At 69.2% G+C, this 18,418-nt stretch carries 17 protein-coding genes; 12 read left to right on the forward strand and 5 right to left on the reverse strand.

Annotated features, from left to right (window positions below; translation table 11 throughout):
• Positions 1 to 215 precede the first annotated feature (215 nt).
• From FHR72_RS20510 to FHR72_RS20545, 8 genes are all read left to right on the forward strand, one after another.
• Positions 216 to 992 (forward strand): iron reductase, encoded by a 777-nt coding sequence (locus FHR72_RS20510; protein ID WP_183471561.1) that lies wholly within the window; start codon positions 216 to 218, stop codon positions 990 to 992.
• Between the two features lie 180 nt (positions 993 to 1,172).
• Complete coding sequence (locus FHR72_RS20515; RefSeq protein WP_183471563.1) at positions 1,173 to 1,574, forward strand: PaaI family thioesterase; 402 nt, start codon at positions 1,173 to 1,175, stop codon at positions 1,572 to 1,574.
• Between the two features lie 70 nt (positions 1,575 to 1,644).
• Entirely contained in the window at positions 1,645 to 1,947 is a 303-nt protein-coding gene (locus tag FHR72_RS20520) for an urease subunit gamma (protein WP_183471565.1), read from the forward strand.
• 13 nt (positions 1,948 to 1,960) lie between these two features.
• Positions 1,961 to 2,275 carry an urease subunit beta gene (locus FHR72_RS20525; protein WP_183471574.1) on the forward strand — a complete coding sequence of 105 codons (315 nt, stop codon included), beginning with the start codon at positions 1,961 to 1,963 and terminating at the stop codon, positions 2,273 to 2,275.
• Complete coding sequence (locus FHR72_RS20530; protein WP_183471576.1) at positions 2,272 to 3,993, forward strand: urease subunit alpha; 1,722 nt, start codon at positions 2,272 to 2,274, stop codon at positions 3,991 to 3,993. The genes FHR72_RS20525 and FHR72_RS20530 overlap by 4 nt, the downstream gene beginning before the upstream one ends.
• The gene (locus FHR72_RS20535) at positions 3,993 to 4,637 is read left to right on the forward strand and encodes an urease accessory protein UreF (protein ID WP_183471578.1); all 645 of its coding nucleotides are present in this window, start codon (positions 3,993 to 3,995) and stop codon (positions 4,635 to 4,637) included. The genes FHR72_RS20530 and FHR72_RS20535 overlap by 1 nt, the downstream gene beginning before the upstream one ends.
• Positions 4,638 to 4,650: 13 nt before the next feature.
• Positions 4,651 to 5,343 carry an urease accessory protein UreG gene (gene ureG, locus FHR72_RS20540; RefSeq protein WP_183471580.1) on the forward strand — a complete coding sequence of 231 codons (693 nt, stop codon included), beginning with the start codon at positions 4,651 to 4,653 and terminating at the stop codon, positions 5,341 to 5,343.
• Positions 5,344 to 5,368: 25 nt separating this feature from the next.
• Complete coding sequence (locus tag FHR72_RS20545; protein WP_183471582.1) at positions 5,369 to 5,995, forward strand: urease accessory protein UreD; 627 nt, start codon at positions 5,369 to 5,371, stop codon at positions 5,993 to 5,995.
• On the opposite strand, the gene FHR72_RS20550 is transcribed toward FHR72_RS20545, so the two are convergent.
• The 3 genes from FHR72_RS20550 to FHR72_RS20560 all read right to left on the reverse strand — a co-directional run bounded on the left by FHR72_RS20550 (position 5,992) and on the right by FHR72_RS20560 (position 9,221).
• The gene (locus FHR72_RS20550; protein WP_183471584.1) at positions 5,992 to 7,365 is read right to left on the reverse strand and encodes a type II NADH:quinone oxidoreductase Ndh; all 1,374 of its coding nucleotides are present in this window, start codon (positions 7,363 to 7,365) and stop codon (positions 5,992 to 5,994) included. The genes FHR72_RS20545 and FHR72_RS20550 overlap by 4 nt on opposite strands.
• 154 nt (positions 7,366 to 7,519) lie before the next feature.
• Positions 7,520 to 8,449 carry an LLM class F420-dependent oxidoreductase gene (locus FHR72_RS20555; protein ID WP_183471586.1) on the reverse strand — a complete coding sequence of 310 codons (930 nt, stop codon included), beginning with the start codon at positions 8,447 to 8,449 and terminating at the stop codon, positions 7,520 to 7,522.
• A 100-nt stretch (positions 8,450 to 8,549) separates the two neighbouring features.
• A complete protein-coding gene (locus FHR72_RS20560) occupies positions 8,550 to 9,221 on the reverse strand; it encodes an SDR family oxidoreductase (protein ID WP_183471588.1) in 672 nt (223 codons plus the stop codon).
• Positions 9,222 to 9,549: 328 nt separating this feature from the next.
• Here FHR72_RS20560 and FHR72_RS20565 point away from each other — a divergent pair, with 328 nt between their 5' ends.
• Both FHR72_RS20565 and FHR72_RS20570 read left to right on the forward strand, forming a co-directional pair.
• Positions 9,550 to 10,578 (forward strand): APA family fibronectin-binding glycoprotein, encoded by a 1,029-nt coding sequence (locus FHR72_RS20565; protein ID WP_183471590.1) that lies wholly within the window; start codon positions 9,550 to 9,552, stop codon positions 10,576 to 10,578.
• A 152-nt stretch (positions 10,579 to 10,730) separates the two neighbouring features.
• Positions 10,731 to 11,039: a GlsB/YeaQ/YmgE family stress response membrane protein gene (locus FHR72_RS20570; RefSeq protein WP_183471592.1), complete on the forward strand. Its 309-nt coding sequence runs from the start codon at positions 10,731 to 10,733 to the stop codon at positions 11,037 to 11,039.
• A gap of 117 nt (positions 11,040 to 11,156) precedes the next feature.
• On the opposite strand, the gene FHR72_RS20575 is transcribed toward FHR72_RS20570, so the two are convergent.
• A complete protein-coding gene (locus tag FHR72_RS20575) occupies positions 11,157 to 11,918 on the reverse strand; it encodes a CPBP family intramembrane glutamic endopeptidase (protein WP_183471594.1) in 762 nt (253 codons plus the stop codon).
• 19 nt (positions 11,919 to 11,937) lie between these two features.
• Complete coding sequence (locus FHR72_RS20580; protein ID WP_183471596.1) at positions 11,938 to 14,448, reverse strand: phosphoketolase family protein; 2,511 nt, start codon at positions 14,446 to 14,448, stop codon at positions 11,938 to 11,940.
• A gap of 87 nt (positions 14,449 to 14,535) precedes the next feature.
• Between FHR72_RS20580 and FHR72_RS20585 the strand changes: the two genes are divergently transcribed.
• Together FHR72_RS20585 and FHR72_RS20590 are read left to right on the forward strand one after the other, a co-directional pair.
• Positions 14,536 to 16,917: a CaiB/BaiF CoA-transferase family protein gene (locus FHR72_RS20585; protein ID WP_183471598.1), complete on the forward strand. Its 2,382-nt coding sequence runs from the start codon at positions 14,536 to 14,538 to the stop codon at positions 16,915 to 16,917.
• A gap of 14 nt (positions 16,918 to 16,931) precedes the next feature.
• Positions 16,932 to 18,413, forward strand: coding sequence for an acetyl-CoA acetyltransferase (locus FHR72_RS20590; RefSeq protein ID WP_183471600.1), 1,482 nt, complete (start codon positions 16,932 to 16,934; stop codon positions 18,411 to 18,413).
• Positions 18,414 to 18,418: the final 5 nt, after the last annotated feature.

The raw sequence follows: 18,418 nt of genomic DNA on the forward strand, positions 1-18,418 counted from the left end.
TCAAAGGGTACTACGGGCTTACTACCGCGTGTCGTATCAGTTCGCCGCGCAGGTCGGTCGACACGAACGACGTCTCCCGAGATGCCAACGCCGGCAGATCGACTGGCGCGTCCGTCCGGCCTTGTGAGTCCAGTCACAGGGTTTCGCTCCTTCGGTGCTCGTGCCTATAGTAAGGCTAACCTAATTCAGGCGTACCTAAGTAGATCGGAGGCTCCGTGACCGTCGTCGTCGAGGATCCGCTCATCGCCAGCATGGTCATCGGGCGGACGCTGCCGATCCACGAATCCAGCCGTCGCCTTCGTGAGCTCTATCCGGAATGCCCCCGCGTCTACGGGGTGGCGGTGATGGGCGATCTGAGCCGGCGGCGCTGGTGGCCTCTGGCCGAGATCCTTTCGACCGGGCGCCTGGAGTCGATGTTCGAGGCCGGGGTCGCCGAAACCGACAGCAAGGCGGCGGTCGCCCAGCAGCTGGCGGCGACGTTCGCCCATGTGGTCGTCGGACGGGTGATCCCGCTGCTCGTTCTCGAAGGACGTGCGTGGGACACCGGCCTGGAGAACCTCTGGGTGCATGTGGATTCCGAGGGCGCGATCGACTGGGTCGGCGTCGTGGACCCGACGATCCGTGCGCTGCACGACGACCCGTTCTTCCACGGACGCCGCACCATCGCCGGCCGGACCGGACAGACCGGGATCGTGGCGTTGCCCAGCGAGGCCGCGCTGACCACCTGGATCGCCCACCGCAGCCACCGCGCGCTGGGCCCGCTGTTCAACAAGCTGGCCGCCGTGAGTGACGGCGCGATGCCGGTGGCGTCCATGTGGCACATCGTCGGCGGGGCCGTCGTGAGCGCGGCGACGCAGATCCCGCTGCTGGCGGGCTCCAGTGAAGTCACCAGCATGCGGCGCGGCCAGGCGGTGCTGGACGCGCTCGTCGGCTTCGGCCTGCCCGTGCGGGGCACCTCGCGGATGAATATGGGGAAGGTCTTGATTAATTAGGGCAGCCTTGCCTATCCTTCAGAGGTCGGGTTCGGAACCCACTTCGGGAACCAACGGACCGTGCCGGAGTCCTGAGGGCTGCAGAGACCCCCGGTCCGACCGAAGGAAGGGCCCCACGCCATGTGCGTGGGGCCCTTCTGCATTTCCGGTACACGGCGGCGGGCGTGTAGAACTCCAAGCGTGAGCGAAATTCCCAGTGGCCTCGGCGACGGTTTCGACAAACAGCTCGGACTGACCTACCTGGAGATGACCCCCGACGGCGGCCGCGCGCAGCTGGAGATCACCGAGAAGTTGTTGCAGCCCTGGGGAATCGTGCACGGCGGCGTGTACTGCGCGGTGATCGAGAGCATGGCCAGTGTCTCGGGGCACGTCTGGCTGACCGAGAACGGGGGCGGCACGGTCGTCGGCGTCAACAACAACACCGACTTCCTGCGCGCCATCCGGTCGGGCACGGTGACCGCGACGTCGACCCCGATTCACCGCGGGCGGCGTCAGCAGCTGTGGGTCATCACGATCACCGACGAGGCGGACAAGATGGTGGCGAGGGGTCAGGTCCGGCTCCAGAACATCACCGACGCGTGAGCGTCGGGTAGCAGTCAGGTAGCCGCGGGAGCGCTGCTGACTGCCGCGAGCCGTGGCAGTATCGCCCACTATGCGTTTGACGCCGCATGAACAGGAACGGCTGCTGCTGTCGTATGCCGCCGACCTCGCGCGCCGCCGTCAGGCGCGCGGCCTGAAGCTCAATCATCCCGAGGCGGTCGCGGTGATCACCGACCACATCCTGGAGGGAGCGCGCGACGGCCGCACGGTTGCGGAGCTGATGGTCAGCGGCCGTGAGGTTCTCGGCCGCGGCGACGTGATGGACGGCGTGCCGGAGATGCTCGACGACGTGCAGGTCGAGGCCACCTTCCCCGACGGGACCAAGCTCGTCACCGTCCACCATCCGATTCCGTGACCGGGGGCATGTCGTGATTCCAGGCGAGATCGTCTTCGGCGACGGCGACATCGAGCTCAATCCGGGTGCCGAGCGGCTCGAGCTGGAGATCGTGAACACCGGCGACAGGCCGGTGCAGGTGGGCAGCCACGTCCACGTGCCGCAGGCGAACAGCGCCCTGCAGTTCGACCGCGGTGCCGCACACGGTCACCGGTTCGACATCCCCGCCGGTACCGCGATCCGGTTCGAACCCGGTGTGGCGCAACGGGTCGTCCTCGTCCCGCTGGCCGGCAGTCGCGAGGTGCACGGCCTGAGCCTGGATCCGCCGGGCAGATTGGATGCAACGTGACCCGACTCTCCCGGTCCCGCTACGCGGCGCTCTACGGTCCGACGACGGGTGACCGGATCCGGCTGGCCGACACCGACCTGTTCATCGAGATCACCGAGGACCGCAGCGGTGGCCCGGGACTGGCGGGGGAGGAGGCGGTGTTCGGCGGCGGCAAGGTTCTGCGCGAGTCGATGGGGCAGTCACGGGCCACCCGCGCAGACGGAGCTCCCGACACCGTCATCACCGGCGCGGTGATCCTGGATTACTGGGGAGTCATCAAGGCCGACATCGGGATTCGTGACGGCCGCATCGTCGCGATCGGCAAGGCGGGCAATCCCGACATCATGTCGGGTGTGCACCCGGATCTGGTGGTTGGGCCGTCGACGGAGGTCATCGCCGGCAACGGGCGCATCGTCACCGCCGGCGCCATCGACTGCCACGTCCACCTGATCTGTCCCCAGATCATGGAGGAGGCGCTCGGCGGCGGCATCACCACCATCGTCGCCGGCGGCACCGGACCGGCCGAAGGCAGCAAGGCCACCACGGTGACGCCCGGGTCGTGGCACCTGGCCAGGATGCTCGAGGCGCTCGACACGTGGCCGCTGAACGTAGCCCTGCTCGGCAAGGGCAACACCGTCAGCGCCGAGGCGTTGTGGGAGCAACTACGAGGCGGCGCAGCGGGTTTCAAGCTGCACGAGGACTGGGGCACCACACCCGCGGCCATCGACGCCTGCCTGACAGTGTGTGAGGCCGCGGGCGTGCAGGCCAACATCCACACCGACACCCTCAACGAGGCCGGCTTCGTCGAGGACACGCTCGCCGCGGTCAAGGGCCGGTCCATCCACGCCTATCACACCGAGGGTGCCGGCGGTGGCCACGCTCCCGACATCATCACCGTCGCCGGAAAGCCCAATGTGCTTCCCAGCTCCACGAATCCGACGCGACCGCACACCGTCAACACCCTCGACGAGCACCTCGACATGTTGATGGTGTGCCATCACCTCAACCCGAGCGTGCCCGAGGATCTCGCATTCGCCGAGAGCAGGATCCGCCCGTCGACCATCGCGGCGGAGGATCTGCTGCACGACATCGGGGCCATCTCGATGATCGGCAGCGACGCGCAGGCGATGGGGCGCATCGGCGAGGTCGTGCTGCGCACGTGGCAGACCGCGCATGTGATGAAGACCCGGCGCGGCTTCCTGGCGGGGGACGCCGGCGCGGACAACAACCGCGCCCGGCGCTACGTGGCGAAGTACACGATCTGCCCGGCGGTGGCGCACGGTCTCGATCACGAGATCGGTTCGGTCGAGGTGGGCAAGCTCGCCGACCTCGTGCTGTGGGAGCCGGCCTTCTTCGGTGTGCGCCCGCATGCGGTGGTGAAGGGCGGGATGATCGCGTGGGCGGCCATGGGGGATGCGAACGCCTCGATCCCGACGCCGCAGCCGGTGTTGCCGCGGCCGATGTTCGGGGCGGCGCACGCGGCGGCCGCGGCCACGTCGGTGCACTTCGTGTCGCCGGCCGCGCTCGAGGACGGGCTGGCGGACCGGATCGCGGTGAACCGCAGGCTCGTTGCGGTCGGGAACGTCCGCGGGGTGGGCAAGGCCCAGATGCCGCTCAACGACGCGACACCCGATATCGAGGTGGATCCGGACACCTTCACCGTGCGCATCGACGGCGAGGTCTGGCAGGAGCAGCCCGCCGAGAGACTGCCGATGGCGCAGCGCTACTTCCTGTTCTGATGTCGAATCTCACCACCTTGCTGACGCTGTCGGACTCCCGTCTTCCCACCGGCGGCCACGTCCATTCCGGCGGTGTCGAGGAGGCGGTGAGCAGCGGACTGGTCGTCGACCTGGCGACGCTGCGCGCCTACCTGAGGCGCCGCATCCGCACGACGGGTCTGGTGACCGCCTCGCTGTCGGCCGCGGTCCACCGCGGGGCGCTGGACCCGGTGGCCGGGGGAGCCGGGGACACCGAAACCGATGCGCGCACACCGTCTCCGGCTGCCCGGAAGGCGTCCCGCGCCCAGGGTCGTGGTCTGATCCGGCTGGCCCGTCGCGCCTGGCCCGCGCACGGATGGGACGGGCTGGGGGCCACCCCGCATCTCGCGGTGGCCGCCGGCGCCGTCGGGCAGGCGGGCGGGCTCACGGCCGAGCACACCGCGCTGTCGGTCGTCTACACGACGATGACGGGGTCGGCGACGGCGGCTCAGCGGCTGCTGGCACTGGACCCCGGCGACGTCGCGGCCGTGACCTTCGAACTGTCCGAGCTGTGCGAGCAGACCGCCGGTGACGCCGCCACGGCGGTGGCCGACCTGTCGGATCCGCTGCTCGACGTGCTGGCCCAACGCCACGCCGAACGCGACCGACCGTTGTTCGCGTCCTAGAGAAAGAGCAGACATGCCACCGCATTTCCTCGCCGCTGATTCGGCCGGCCGGCCGCACACCCACATCGGTCGTCCCCGTCGCGTGCGGCAGCCGGGGGAGCCGCTGCGCATCGGCGTCGGGGGCCCGGTCGGCTCGGGGAAGACGGCCCTCGTTGCCGCACTGTGCCGGCAGCTGCGCGACGAGTTGTCGGTGGCCGTGCTGACCAACGACATCTACACCACCGAGGACGCCGACTTTCTGCGCCGCAACGCGGTGCTGCCCGACGACCGGATCGCGGCCGTCCAGACCGGCGGCTGCCCGCACACCGCCATCCGCGACGACATCACCGCCAACCTGGACGCGATCGACGACCTCATCGCCGGGCACGACCATCTGGACCTCATCCTGGTCGAATCCGGCGGCGACAATCTGACCGCGACGTTCTCCTCGGGTCTGGTCGACGTGCAGATCTTCGTCATCGACGTCGCCGGCGGAGACAAGGTGCCACGCAAGGGCGGACCCGGCGTCACGTTCTCGGACCTGTTGGTGATCAACAAGACCGACCTCGCCCCGCTGGTCGGCGCCGATCTCGACGTGATGCGCCGCGACGCGGCGACCGTGCGCGACGACCGCCCGTTCGTGCTGATCTCGCTGACCGCGGATCCTGCGGCGAGCCTCGTGCTGAGCTGGGTCCGCGAACAGCTGTCGGTCGCACAGGCGTTGTGAGCGCACAACCGGGCGGGGGTGCGTGGTGCGCTCGGAGGTCGTGATCATCGCCAAGGCCGACGGTTCGCACCGCATCGAGTGCCGCGGTGGGATCGCGGCCCGACGGACGGGCCCCGAGACGGTGCACCTGGTGTCCTCGGTGGCCACTCCGCTGGGCGGGGACGTCATCTCGATGCGGGTGGTGGTGGAACCCGGTGCGAGGTTGACGGTGCGTACCGTCGCGGCCACGGTCGCGCTGCCGGGTCCGACCACCACGGAATCACAGGCGGTGTGGGACCTGGACGTCGCGGGCGAACTGGACCTCGACCCGGAGCCGACCATCGTGGCGGCCACGTCGCGTCATTTCACCTCGACGCGGCTCACACTGGCCCGCACCGCGGCGCTGCGCCTTCGTGAGCGTGTCCAGATCGGCAGAACCGGTGAGCGCCAAGGGTTCTGGTCGGGTTCCCTGCACGCCGACGTCGACGGCGCCGCCCTGCTGCGCCACCGGGTGGAGCTGGGCAGCGGCTCACCCGCCGACGACGAGATCGCCGCGCCCCGCGCGTCCGTCAGCGAGATGCACTACCCGCGTACCGATGTCGCCACCACTGGAACGACGCTCGCGCTCGCCGGCGGAGGGTGTCTGACGACCTGGCAGGGCGACAGGCTCTAACTCGCCGCTTTCTCCGTGTCCTGCACGGTCGAGGCGATCTCTTCGAGTTCCTCGATGCGTATTCGCGCATACGCCTGCTGCTCGGTGATCGTCAGCTGCCCGCGTTTGGTCGACAGGAATGTCACCGTCCACGACAGCAGCGTGGCGATCTTGGTCTTGAAGCCCACGAGATACACCAGGTGCAGCACGAGCCACGACAGCCAGGCGATGAAGCCGCCGAACTCCAGCGGGCCCACCTTCGCCACGGCGCTGAACCGCGCCACCGTGGCCATCGAGCCCTTGTCGAAGTACTTGAACGGTTCGCGCTCGCTCGGCTCGGCACCCTTCAGCCCGGCCTCGATGGCCTTCGCGGCGTACTTGCCGCCCTGGATGGCGCCCTGCGCCATGCCGGGCACGTTCTCCACCGCGGCCATGTCGCCGACGACGAAGACGTTCGGATGCCCCGGAATCGACAGGTCGGGCAGCACTTTCACCCGGCCGGCACGGTCGAGTTCGACGCCGGACTGGTCGGCGAGGTCGCGGCCCAGGGGGCTGGCCGACACGCCGGCCGACCACACCTTGCACGCCGCCTCGATGCGCCGCATGGTCCCGTCGGGGTCTTTGACCGTGATGCCGTTGCGGTCGACGTCGGTGACCATCGCGTTGAGCTGGATCTCGACGCCCATCTTCTCCAGGCGGGCCTGGGCCTTCTTGCCGAGCTTCTCGCCCATCGGGGGCAGCACGGCCGGAGCGGCGTCGAGCAGAATGACCCGCGCCTTGGTCGAATCGATGTGGCGGAACGCGCCTCTGAGGGTGTGATCGGCCAATTCGGCGATCTGACCGGCCATTTCGACGCCTGTCGGACCGGCGCCGACGACGACGAAGGTCAGCAGCTTCTCGCGCCGCGCCGGGTCACTGGAGCGCTCTGCCTGCTCGAACGCGCCGAGGATGCGGCCACGCAGCTCCAGCGCGTCGTCGATGGACTTCATGCCCGGCGCCCACTCGGCGAAATGGTCGTTGCCGAAGTAGGACTGGCCTGCGCCGGCCGCCACGATGAGGCTGTCGAACGGGGTCACGTAGGTGTGGCCGAGCAACTCGGACCGCACGGTCTTGGTCGCGAGGTCGATGCGCGTCACGTCGCCGAGCAGCACCTGGGCGTTCTTCTGCTTGCGCAGGATGACGCGGGTGGCGGGGGCGATCTCGCCCTCGGAGATGATGCCCGTCGCGACTTGGTACAGCAGCGGCTGGAACAGGTGGTGGGTGGTCCGGGCGATCATCTTGATGTCGACATCGGCCCGCTTCAACGCTTTGGCAGCGGTCAACCCACCGAAACCCGATCCGATGATGACCACCTTGTGGCGATCGGACGGAGTGGCTCCGGGATGGCTCATTGCGACTCCTTGTCGAGGTGCTTGACGGACCTGCCTCGGTTCCTCTTTACCCATTCAGAACAACGGAAACTCTAGTCGTTGCACTTCCTGGGGGCGCGGTGACATACCCCACCGCGTCCCGAGGCCGGCCCGCCGCACGCCGCGTCGCTGAAAGTCAGCCCGTGACCAGGGGTTTGAGGGCTTCACCCAGCGCGGTGATCTGCCCGGGCTGGTAGCCCACGGTCTGGGTCGGGACGAACAGGATCACCCCGTCGATCCCGGCATCGAGGACCTTCTCCTTGACCTGTTCGGCGATCTGCTCGACGGTGCCCGCCACCATGCGCTGCTTGAAGTCGTCGGGGACCATGTCCACGCTGAGACCTTCACCGACGAGGGCGCCGACCAGCATGCTGGTCTCGAGGGTCGCCGGATCGCGGTCGATCTCCTCGCACTTCTGCTTGACCACATCGAGTTTCTTGGACAGCTCGTCGAAGCCGGCGATCACGTTGAGGTGGTCGAAGTGGCGGGCGGCCAGCGGGATGGTCTTCTTCTCGCCGCTGCCGCCGATCATCAGCGGAATGTGGTCGCGGAAACGGGGATTGGCCATCGCCTCCTGGACGCGGTAGTACTTCCCCGTGAAGGTGGGCCGTTCGCCTTCGATCATCGGCAGGATGATCTGCAGCGCCTCGCCCAGCTTGTTGAAGCGGTCGGTGAACGTCCCGAACTCATAGCCGAGCTGGTCGTGTTCGAGTTCGAACCAGCCGGTGCCGATGCCCAGGATCGCCCGCCCCTGGCTGATCACGTCGAGCGTGGTGATGTTCTTGGCCAGCAGCGTGGGGTTGCGGTAGGTGTTGCCGGTGACCAGCGTGCCGAGCGCGACGTTGTCGGTGGCGGTCGCCAGCGCCCCGAGCGCGGTGTAGGCCTCCAGCATCGGTTGGTCCGGAGAGCCGATGCCGGGCAGTTGATAGAAGTGGTCCATCACGAAGACGGAGTCGAAGCCCGAGCTGTCCGCCTCGTGCGCCTGCGAGATGACAGTGGGGAAGAGGTCGGCAACGCCGGTGCCGTAGGAGAAATTGTTGATCTGGAGCCCAAGTCGGATCGTCACGTGTCGACCCTACGCAGAACGCCCGCATCGCCGTCGCGCGTTTCACCGGACGCGAAGTCAGGAATAAATGGCGGCGTCTTCGTCGACGCGAGCCGGAAACCTAGGCGAAGTTGGCCAGCGCCCCGTGCGTGACGTGCAGCGTCTGGCCGGTGATGTGCCGCGCGGCCGGGGTCGTGAGGAACAGCGACAGCCGCGAGATCTCGGCGCTGACCGACGGTGCGGTGGTGCCCAGACCGTCGTATCCCGGATCGATGCCGCGGCCGACGGCCACCGCGTTGACCGTGATGCCGCGGGTGCCGAAGTGGTTGGCCTGACCGGCGGTCCAGTCGGAGACGGCGGCCTTCACGGCGGCCGCGGCGCTGCCTTCACGCGGCGGGTCCGGGATGACCGTGATGATCGACCCGCCACTGCGCATGTGGTCGCCGAGCACCTGGATGGTGAGCATGGACGCGACCAGTCCGGCGTCGAACAGGCTGCGCCATTCGGTGGCGTGGTCGTCGAGGGAGTAGGCGCGGGGATCGCCGGCGGTCCACGCCGGAGCGGGGACGTTGATGATGGTGTCGAGGTGCGCGGGCACCTGTCCGTGCAGGTCCGCGACCGACGCGGGATCAGTGTTGTCGAACACCAGGGCATCCACCTCGAGCTCCTTGGCCAGGACCTCCAGCTCGTCGCGGCGGCGCCCGCCGAGGTACACCTTGTGGCCGGCCTCGCAGAAGCTCTCGGCAATCGCGCGCCCCAGATCGGTGTCGCATCCTGTGATCAGCACATCCATCGACGGACCCTCCTGTTGTGTTCGACGCTGAACCCCAGCGAGCGCGCCCAATGTTACTGGACGGTAGCTAGATCGGGAACTCGGCACGCCGCCGGCCGGGCGCGTCCGTAACGACACCGCAGGTCACGTCGATGAACAGATGAGGCACCACACGGCCGGACAGACCCCCCGGACGCACCGCCTGCGCGACGCGCGGGCGCTGACGTGTGTCAGCAAACTTCTTCAAGCTGTTGATCTGCTGCGACCTCACTGGCAGCAATATAACAATCCGGCACATTTTGACCACCCCGCACTTGCGTCACGGCTGCAACACGGTAGTTTCTTCCCCATGGATCAGCCGGATGTGCACCCTGAACGCCGCAAGGGCGTGCCGACGTCGTTTCGGCGCTCGGTACTGACGGGCGCGACGACCGTCGCGTTGGCAGCCGCGTTGACGCTGCCTGCGGTGGCCAACGCCCAGCCAGCACCCCCGCCGACGCCCACCCCGCCGCCGCCCGCGGCGGGCGCACCCGCCGCTCCGCCGCCCCCGGCGGACCCGAACGCGCCCGTTCCGCCGCCCGCGGCACCGAACGCACCGCCTGCCGCTCCAGCTCCGGCCGCACCGCCGGCCGACCCGAACGCACCGGCGGTCGACCCCAACGCGCCGGCCGCTCCGGCACCTGAGCCCGGCCGCGTGGACAACGCTGCCGGTGGCTTCAGCTACGTCGTTCCCGCGGGATGGAAGGTCTCCGACGCGACCCAGCTGTCCTACGGCCAGGCGCTGCTGACCAAGCTTCCGCCCGAGGGGTCACCTCCGGATGCGCAGCCGCCGAACGACACCAGCGTGCTGCTCGGACGCCTGGACCTGAAGCTGTTCGCCGGCGCCGAGGACGACAACACGAAGGCCGCCCAGCGGCTGGCGTCCGACATGGGCGAGTTCTTCATGCCGTTCCCGGGCACCCGCGTCAACCAGCAGACCATCCCGCTGGAAGCCAACGGCATGACGGGCGTCGCCTCCTACTACGAGGTGAAGTTCACCGACACGAACAAGCCCAACGGCCAGATCTGGGCCGGTGTGGTCGGCAATCCCGTCGCGCCGGGGACGCCGCGCGGTCAGCGCACCCCGGAACGGTGGTTCGTGGTGTGGCTCGGGACGGCGACCAACCCGGTCCCGCAGGCCGAAGCAGTCACGCTGGCGAACTCGATCCGGCCGTGGAGCCCGCCTCCGCCGCCCCCGCCGGCCGACCCGAACGCACCGGTGGCGGCCGATCCGAACGCACCTGCGCCGGATCCCAACGCACCGCCGCCGCGGCCCGCCGTGGGCGTCCCGGTTCCCGTCGACCCGAACACGGCGCCCGGGATGCTGCCTCCCGCCTGACACCCGTCAGGCCGGGGCGGGCAGGGCCGGTGGGCACATTGCGTCCGGTTTTGCGCCCGTTTGCCTAGCCGTTTCGTTACCTGCGGTGGGTATACCTGAGCTCATGGCCCGGGTGCGGCCGCACCGGGGCTGACTGACGACAGGAGACCCTGATGGACGTCCTCGCGGCAACCGAGATTCTGGCCCGCTCTTCGACGCTGACCAGCGTGGGCTGGATCGGCTACATCATCATTGGCGCGATCGCGGGGTGGATCGCAGGCAAGATCGTCAAGGGTGGCGGCTCCGGCATTCTGATGAACATCGTCATCGGCATCGTCGGCGCGCTGATCGGCGGCTTCCTGTTGTCCTTCTTCCTCGACACCGCCGGCGGCGGCTGGTGGTTCACGCTGTTCACCGCCATCCTCGGCGCGGTGATCCTGCTGTGGATCGTCGGCAAGGTGCAGGGCAGGTCGCGCGTCTGATCGCACCCTGATGCGTGTATGGCAGGTGCGCCGGCCCGGCCCGATGGCGTCCGCGCCGTTGGGCCTGGCCGGCCTGCCGGCGCCACGGCCGGTGCCGCTGTCCTGACGGTCTGACCGTCAGGACAGATGCCAGACCAGGGCGGCGGCGAGGGCGCCCAGGCCGTTGAGCGACCAGTGCAGCGCGATCGGCGCGATGAGGCTGCCGCTGCGGCGGCGCAGCCAGCTGAACACGAATCCGGCGGCGGCGGTCGCGATGACCGCACCGACCACGCCGGCGACCATGCCGAACACGCCACCGCCGAGCACCCGGGTGAAACCGACGTTGCTGGCGGTCAGCCCCAGCGACGTCGCGATGTGCCACAGCCCGAACAGCAGGGACCCGGCGGCGGCGACGCCGCGCCATCCCCACGCCCGGTCCAGCGCGCCGTGCAGAACGCCGCGGAACGCCAGTTCCTCCGGGATGACCGTCTGCAGCGGGATGATGATCATCGACGCGATCAGCGCGCCCGAGAGCGTCGCGTAGTTGTCGTTCAAGAACATCGGCCGCGTCCAGGGCAGCAGCGCGCCGATCGCGATCACCGTTCCGACGAGAGCGACCGCCCCGACCGCATAGCCCGCCCCGGAGCGCCAGTGCTCGCGCCCCAGCCCGAGTTCGCTCCAGCCCAGCCCCCGGGAACGCACCAGCAGCACCAGCCCGACGGCCGCCGCCGGCACGACGGCGAAGTTCGCCCACGGGGTCGTGAAGTGCGCGACCAGGTTCGCCGCGACGAGCACCACGACCACGATCGCGATGTCGACGTAGACGCGGAAGTGGTCCAGGACCGCGAGCGGCCCCAGCACAGGGCCGGGTTGCGGCGGTGCGGCGGCGACGTCTGACATAACCGCACCAGGTTACCGGCTATTCGTTGTCGCCCCCGGTGGCCGACGTGGCGTCGGCCCCGGCCGTCCCGAAACCGGATTCGCGCGCCGCCGGCCAGACCCAGTCCTTGACCTCGGGGATGTCGTCGCCGTGCGCGCGGGTGTACTCGCGGGCCGCGATGCGCTTGTCCGCCATCTGCTGGCGCAACGTCGCGCACGTCGAACGCAGGGACGGCACCCGGTCGATCACATCCATGACCAGGTGGTAGCGGTCGAGGTCGTTGAGCATGACCATGTCGAACGGCGTCGTGGTCGTGCCTTCCTCCTTGTATCCGCGCACATGGAGGTTGGCGTGACCCGCGCGCCGGTAGGTCAGCCGGTGGATCAGCCACGGATAGCCGTGATAGGCGAAGATGATCGGCCGGTCCGTGGTGAAGATCATGTCGAAGTCGCGGGTCGACAGCCCGTGCGGATGCTCGGTGTCGTCCTGCAGACGCATCAGGTCGACGACGTTGACGAACCGCACCTTCAGGTCCGGCAAGTGCTGCCGGAGGATGTCCGCGGCCGCGAGCGCCTCCAGCGTCGGGATGTCACCCGCGGAGGCGAGGACGACGTCGGGGTCGGTGCCGAGCACCTCCGAACCCGCCCACTCCCAGATGCCCAGCCCGCGGGTGCAGTGCGCGACCGCCTGCTCCATCGTGAGGAAGTTGGGCGACGGCTGCTTACCCGAGACGACGACGTTGACGTACTGGCGCGACCTCAGGCAATGGTCGTAGGTCGACAGCAGCGTGTTCGCGTCCGGCGGCAGGTAGACCCGCACCACCTTGGCGCTCTTGTTGATCACGTGGTCGATGAACCCCGGGTCCTGGTGGGAGAAGCCGTTGTGGTCCTGGCGCCAGACGTGGCTGGACAGCAGGTAGTTCAGGCTTGCGATAGGGCGCCGCCACGGGATGTGGTTGGTCACCTTCAGCCACTTCGCGTGCTGGTTGAGCATCGAGTCGATGATGTGGATGAACGCCTCGTAGCAGTTGAACAACCCGTGCCTGCCGGTCAGCAGATAGCCCTCCAGCCAGCCCTGGCACTGGTGTTCGGACAGCATCTCCACGACCCGCCCCACCCGTTCGAGGTGCTCGTCGACCTCGGGGCCGACGAAGTCGGCGTTCCACTGTTTGTCCGTCGCGTCGTAGACGGCCTGCAGCCGGTTGGAGGCGGTCTCGTCGGGGCCGAAGATGCGGAAGTTGTCCGGGTTGAGGCGGATCACCTCGGTGAGCCACTGCCCGAGGACGCGGGTGGCCTCCGCGACCGTGGCGCCCGGGGCGGGCACGTCGACCGCGAACGACCGAAAGTCCGGCAGGCGCAGATCCTTGAGCAGCAGCCCGCCGTTGGCGTGCGGGTTGTCACTCATCCGGAGCTGGCCCGTGGGGGCGAGCTCGGCGATGTCGGTCAGGAGCTTCCCGTCGTCGTCGAACAGCTCGTCGGGGCGGTAAGAGTTCAGCCACTCGGTCAGCACCGCCAGGTGTTCCTTGGTGTCCCGGGCATTCGACAGGGGCACCTGGTGCGCGCGCCACGACCCGGTGGTTCTCTTGCCGTCGATGTAGTCCGGGCCGGTCCACCCCTTCGGTGTGCGGAAGACGATCATCGGCCACGCCGGGCGGGACTGGTCGCCCGCGGCCGCCCGGGCCTTGATGTCGGCGATCTCGTCGAGGACGTCGTCGAGCAGCGTCGCGAACCGCCGGTGCGCGTCGGCGTGCCCGTCTGTGTCGCCGGAGGCGTCGGGGTCGTCGGGCACCTCGAAGAAGTACGGGTGGTGCCCGTAACCGACGAGCAGGCTGCGCAGTTCGTCCTCGGGAATGCGGGCCAGCACGGTCGGGTTGGCGATCTTGTACCCGTTGAGGTGCAGGATCGGCAGGACCACGCCGTCCTGTGCGGGGTTGACGAGCTTGTTCGAATGCCAGCTGGTGGCCAGCGGGCCGGTCTCGGCCTCGCCGTCGCCGACGACCGCGGCGACCAGGAGGTCGGGGTTGTCGAACGCCGCACCGTAGGCGTGCGAGAGCGCGTAGCCGAGTTCACCGCCCTCGTGGATCGATCCGGGCGTCTCCGGGGCGACGTGGGACGGGATGCCGCCGGGGAACGAGAACTGGCGGAACAACCGCCGGAGGCCTTCGGTGTCCTGGGTGATGTCGGAGTAGATCTCGCTGTAGGTGCCGTCGAGGTAGGCGTTGGCCACCAGGCCGGGTCCGCCGTGGCCCGGACCGGTGAGGTAGATCGTCGACTGGGAGCGCTCGGCGATCGCGCGGTTGAGGTGCGCGTAGAGGAAGTTCAGGCCAGGGGTGGTGCCCCAGTGCCCGAGTAGCCGCGGCTTGACGTCCTCCCGGGTGAGGGGAGTGCGCATCAGCGGGTTGTCCAGCAGGTAGATCTGACCGACCGACAGATAGTTGGCGGCGCGCCACCACCGGTCGATCCGCTCGATGTCGGCGTCGCCCAAGGGCTGCCGCTGCACGGTCTTCCACGAGGTGGTCGCGAGGTCGTCGGCTGTGGTCGTGGTAGTCATCTCTTCATCCAACTCCGCATCGGGGTGAGGTCAACTCGTACCCGATGGCGTGCGCGTTAATCTTTCGCCCACCGCTATCGTGTTCCGATGGCCGAAGGAGCGTTGTCGACGTCCCTTCGTGTGCTCGATCTGTCGCTCGGCGACGCCGACGCGGTCGGCCGCATTCTCGCCGACCTGGGGGCCGACGTTCTCAAGATCGAACCGCCCGCCGGGTCCCCGTCGCGTGGCGCCACCCCGTCGGTGGCGGGGGTCGGCATCCCGTTTCTGCTGGGCAACGCCAACAAGCGGTGCGCGCAGCTGGATCCTGGGGAGCCGCGGGACCGGGACCGGCTCCTGGAGCTGGCCTCGGACGCAGACATCGTCATCGACTGCGGAAACCCAGGTGGCGCAACCGCATTCGGCACGTCGGCCCGCGAGTTGGCCGCCCGCTTCGCCCACCTCGTGGTGTTGTCGGTCTCGGATTTCGGCGCCACGGGTCCCCGTGCGTCGTGGCAGGCGACCGACGCCGTGCTGTACGCGATGTCGTCGGCCCTCTCGCGCACGGGGCCGACGTCGGGCACCCCGGTACTGCCACCCGACGGTGTGGCCTCCGGCACGGCCGCTGCGCAGGCTGCGTGGGCGACAATGGTCGCTTACTACGACCGTTTACGTTGCGGCATCGGGGAATTCATCGACTTCTCGCGTTTCGACGGTGTCGTGCAGGCGCTGGATCCGCCGTTCGGCACCGAGGGCCAGGCCGCAGTCGGGCTGAAATCGCCGGGGCAGTTGTGGCGGGGCAGGCCACGCAACCAGCAGATCTACCCCATCTTCGAATGCCGGGACGGCCACGTCCGCATCTGTCTGCTGTCCCCCAAACAGTGGCGCGGGATGCGCGCCTGGCTCGGTGAGCCCGCCGAATTCGCCGGGCCCGAGTTCGACACCATCGCCGCACGCTATGCGGCTTCGCAGGCACTCAACACCGCGATGGCGGCGTTGTTCGCGGCGCAGACCATGGCCGACCTGGTGGCGGAGGGGCAGGCTCGCGGGGTTCCCGTCGCGGCGGTCCTGACACCGTCAGAAGCGTTGTCGGCGGGACATTTCGAGCAGGTCGGCGCGCTCCACGAAGAGCGCCTGTCGCCGGCGGCGTCGATCACCGTCCCCGTCGGCCCGTTCGTCGTCGACGGCCTTCACCGGGGGTACCGCGCGGCACCGCCGCCGGCCGGCGCCGACCTTGCCGAGTGGGCGCCGCGACCGTCGACTGGAGCGCCCCGGGGAGAACAAGATTCGCGCCCGTTCGCGGGACTGCGCATCCTCGACCTCGGGGTGATCGTCGCGGGCGGCGAGCTGGGCCGGCTGTTCGCCGACCTCGGCGCCGAGGTCATCAAGATCGAGAGCCCGTCCTACCCGGACGGTCTGCGCCAGGCGCCGCCGGGTGCGCAGCTGAGCCGGTCGTGGGCGCTGGCGCACCGCAACGAGTACAGCCTCGGCCTGGACCTGCGCAACGCCGCGGGCGCCGAGGTGTTCGCCGACCTGGTGGCCGGCGCCGACGCGGTGTTCGCGAACTTCAAACCCGGCACGCTGGCCGCGCTGGGCTTCTCCTACGACCGGCTGCGCGAACTCAACCCCGCCCTCGTGCTGGCCGAGAGCAGCGCCTTCGGCGACCGCGGGCCGTGGAGCGCCCGCATGGGTTACGGACCGCTGGTGCGGGCGGCGAGCGGCGTGGCCCGGCTGTGGACGTCGCCGGACGCCGAGCCGGGCGCCTTCTTCGACGCGACGACGGTGTTCCCCGACCACATCGTCGGAAGGCTCACCGCGATCGCCGCACTGGCCGTGCTCATCCGGCGCGTCCACGAGGGCGGTGCGCGCGGCGGGCATGTCCACGTCTCGCAGGCCGAGGCCGCCATCGGTCAACTCGCCGGAGCCTATGCGGTCGAATCGGCCCGGGCCGCAGGGATTCCGGTCCACGGCATCGACAGCGACCACGCCGTCGACGCGGTCTTGCCGTGCGCCGGCGACGACGAATGGTGTGTCGTCTCGATCCGGATCCCGTCGCACCGGGTGGCTCTGGCCGGCCTGCTGGGGCGTGCGGAGCTTCCCGTGGACCGTGCCGGGCTGATCTCCGCGATCGCGGAATGGACCGCGGCACAGGACAAGTCGGCGGTCGCCGAATCGCTGCAGCGACGCGGGGTTCCTGCGGCGCCGATGCTGCGCGCCGTCGACCTCCTCACCGACCCTCAGGTGCTGCACCGTGACCTGTTCTCCGAGATGACACATCCGCTGCTGACCGACGCCATCCCCGCCGAGACCGCGCCGGCCCGGTTCGACAGGATCGCGCGCGCGGAGATGCGTCCGGCACCCATGCCCGGGGAGCACACCTATGAGATCTGCCAGAAGGTGCTCGGAATGAGCACAGCCCACGTCGACGGTCTGATCCGTGACGGCGCGTTGTTCGCCAGTCACACGACGACCGCGCATCAGCACGAGAAGTAGGAGGCTTTCCCGCCATGCCCATCGACCCCAGGACGCCGGTGCTCGTCGGCTACGGCCAGGTGAACCAGCACGACGAGAACCCCGATGTCGAACCCGTCGACCTCATGGTGGCCGCTGCCCGCCAGGCCGCGGACCCCCGGGTGCTGGAGGCCGTCGACGCAGTGCGCATCGTTAACCTGCTGTCGTGGCGCTACCGGGACCCCGGACTTCTTCTGGCACAACGCCTCGGGGCCGAGAAGGCTGCAACGCGCTACACCGGCATCGGCGGCAACGTTCCCCAGACCCTGGTCAACCGGGCCTGCCTGCACATCCAGCAGGGCCGCGCCGACGTGGTGCTGATCGCCGGGGCGGAGACGTGGCGCACCCGCACCCGGATGCGTGCACAGGGCCGGAAGCAGCAGTGGACCCGCCAGGACGAGTCGGTGCCGCTGGCCGAGGGTTCCGACGAGAACATGCCGATGGCCGGCCCCGGTGACCTCAAGATCCACCTCGACCGCCCCGCGTACGTCTATCCGATGTTCGAGCAGGCCGTGCGCATCGCGGCCGGGGAGACGCCCGACGAGCACCGGCGTCGCATCGGTGAACTGTGGTCCCAGTTCTCGGCGGTCGCCGCGACCAATCCGCATGCGTGGAGCCGGGAGGCGCTCACTGCCGAGGCGATCTACGAACCGTCGCCCAAGAACCGGATGATCAGCTGGCCGTACACGAAGCTGATGAACTCCAACAACATGGTCGACCAGGGCGCAGTGCTGGTGCTCGCTTCGGCCGAGAAGGCCCAGAACCTCCAGATCCCCACTGAGCGTTGGGTGTTCCCGTATGCGGGCGCCGACTCCCATGACACCTACGCCATCGGCGAGCGCGCCGAATTCCACACTTCACCGGCGATCCGCATCGCCGGAGCCCGGGCGCTCGAACTGGCCGGCGTGGGCGTCGACGACCTCGACTTCGTCGACGTCTACTCCTGCTTCCCGTCGGCGGTTCAGGTCGCCGCGCGGGAACTGGGACTGCCGGTGGGGGATCCGGACCGTCCGCTGACGGTGACCGGCGGGCTGACCTTCGCCGGTGGGCCGTGGAACAACTACGTGACCCACTCGATTGCCACGATGGCCGAGCGGCTCACCGCTCAACCGGGCACCCGAGGCCTGATCACCGCGAACGGCGGTTATCTGACCAAGCACAGCTTCGGCGTGTACGGCACGGAACCGCCGGCACGCGAATTCCGTTGGGAAGACGTTCAACCCGAGGTGGATGCGGAACCGACCCGCACCGCGGTGGTGGACTGGAGCGGGCTGGGGACGGTCGAATCGTGGACGACGCCGGTGGACCGCGACGGACGGGCGGAGAAGGCGTTCCTCGCCGTGCGCACCCCCGAGGACGCGCGGGTGCTCGCGGTGATCACCGATGCCGCCGACGCCGAAGCGACGGTGCGCGACGACATCGCCGGCGCACAGGTCCGGGTGCACGACGACGGCACCGCGTCGTTCGGCGACCGGTAGGCGAC

This window comes from Mycolicibacterium iranicum, from assembly GCF_014190915.1.
Lineage (GTDB): Bacteria > Actinomycetota > Actinomycetes > Mycobacteriales > Mycobacteriaceae > Mycobacterium > Mycobacterium iranicum_B.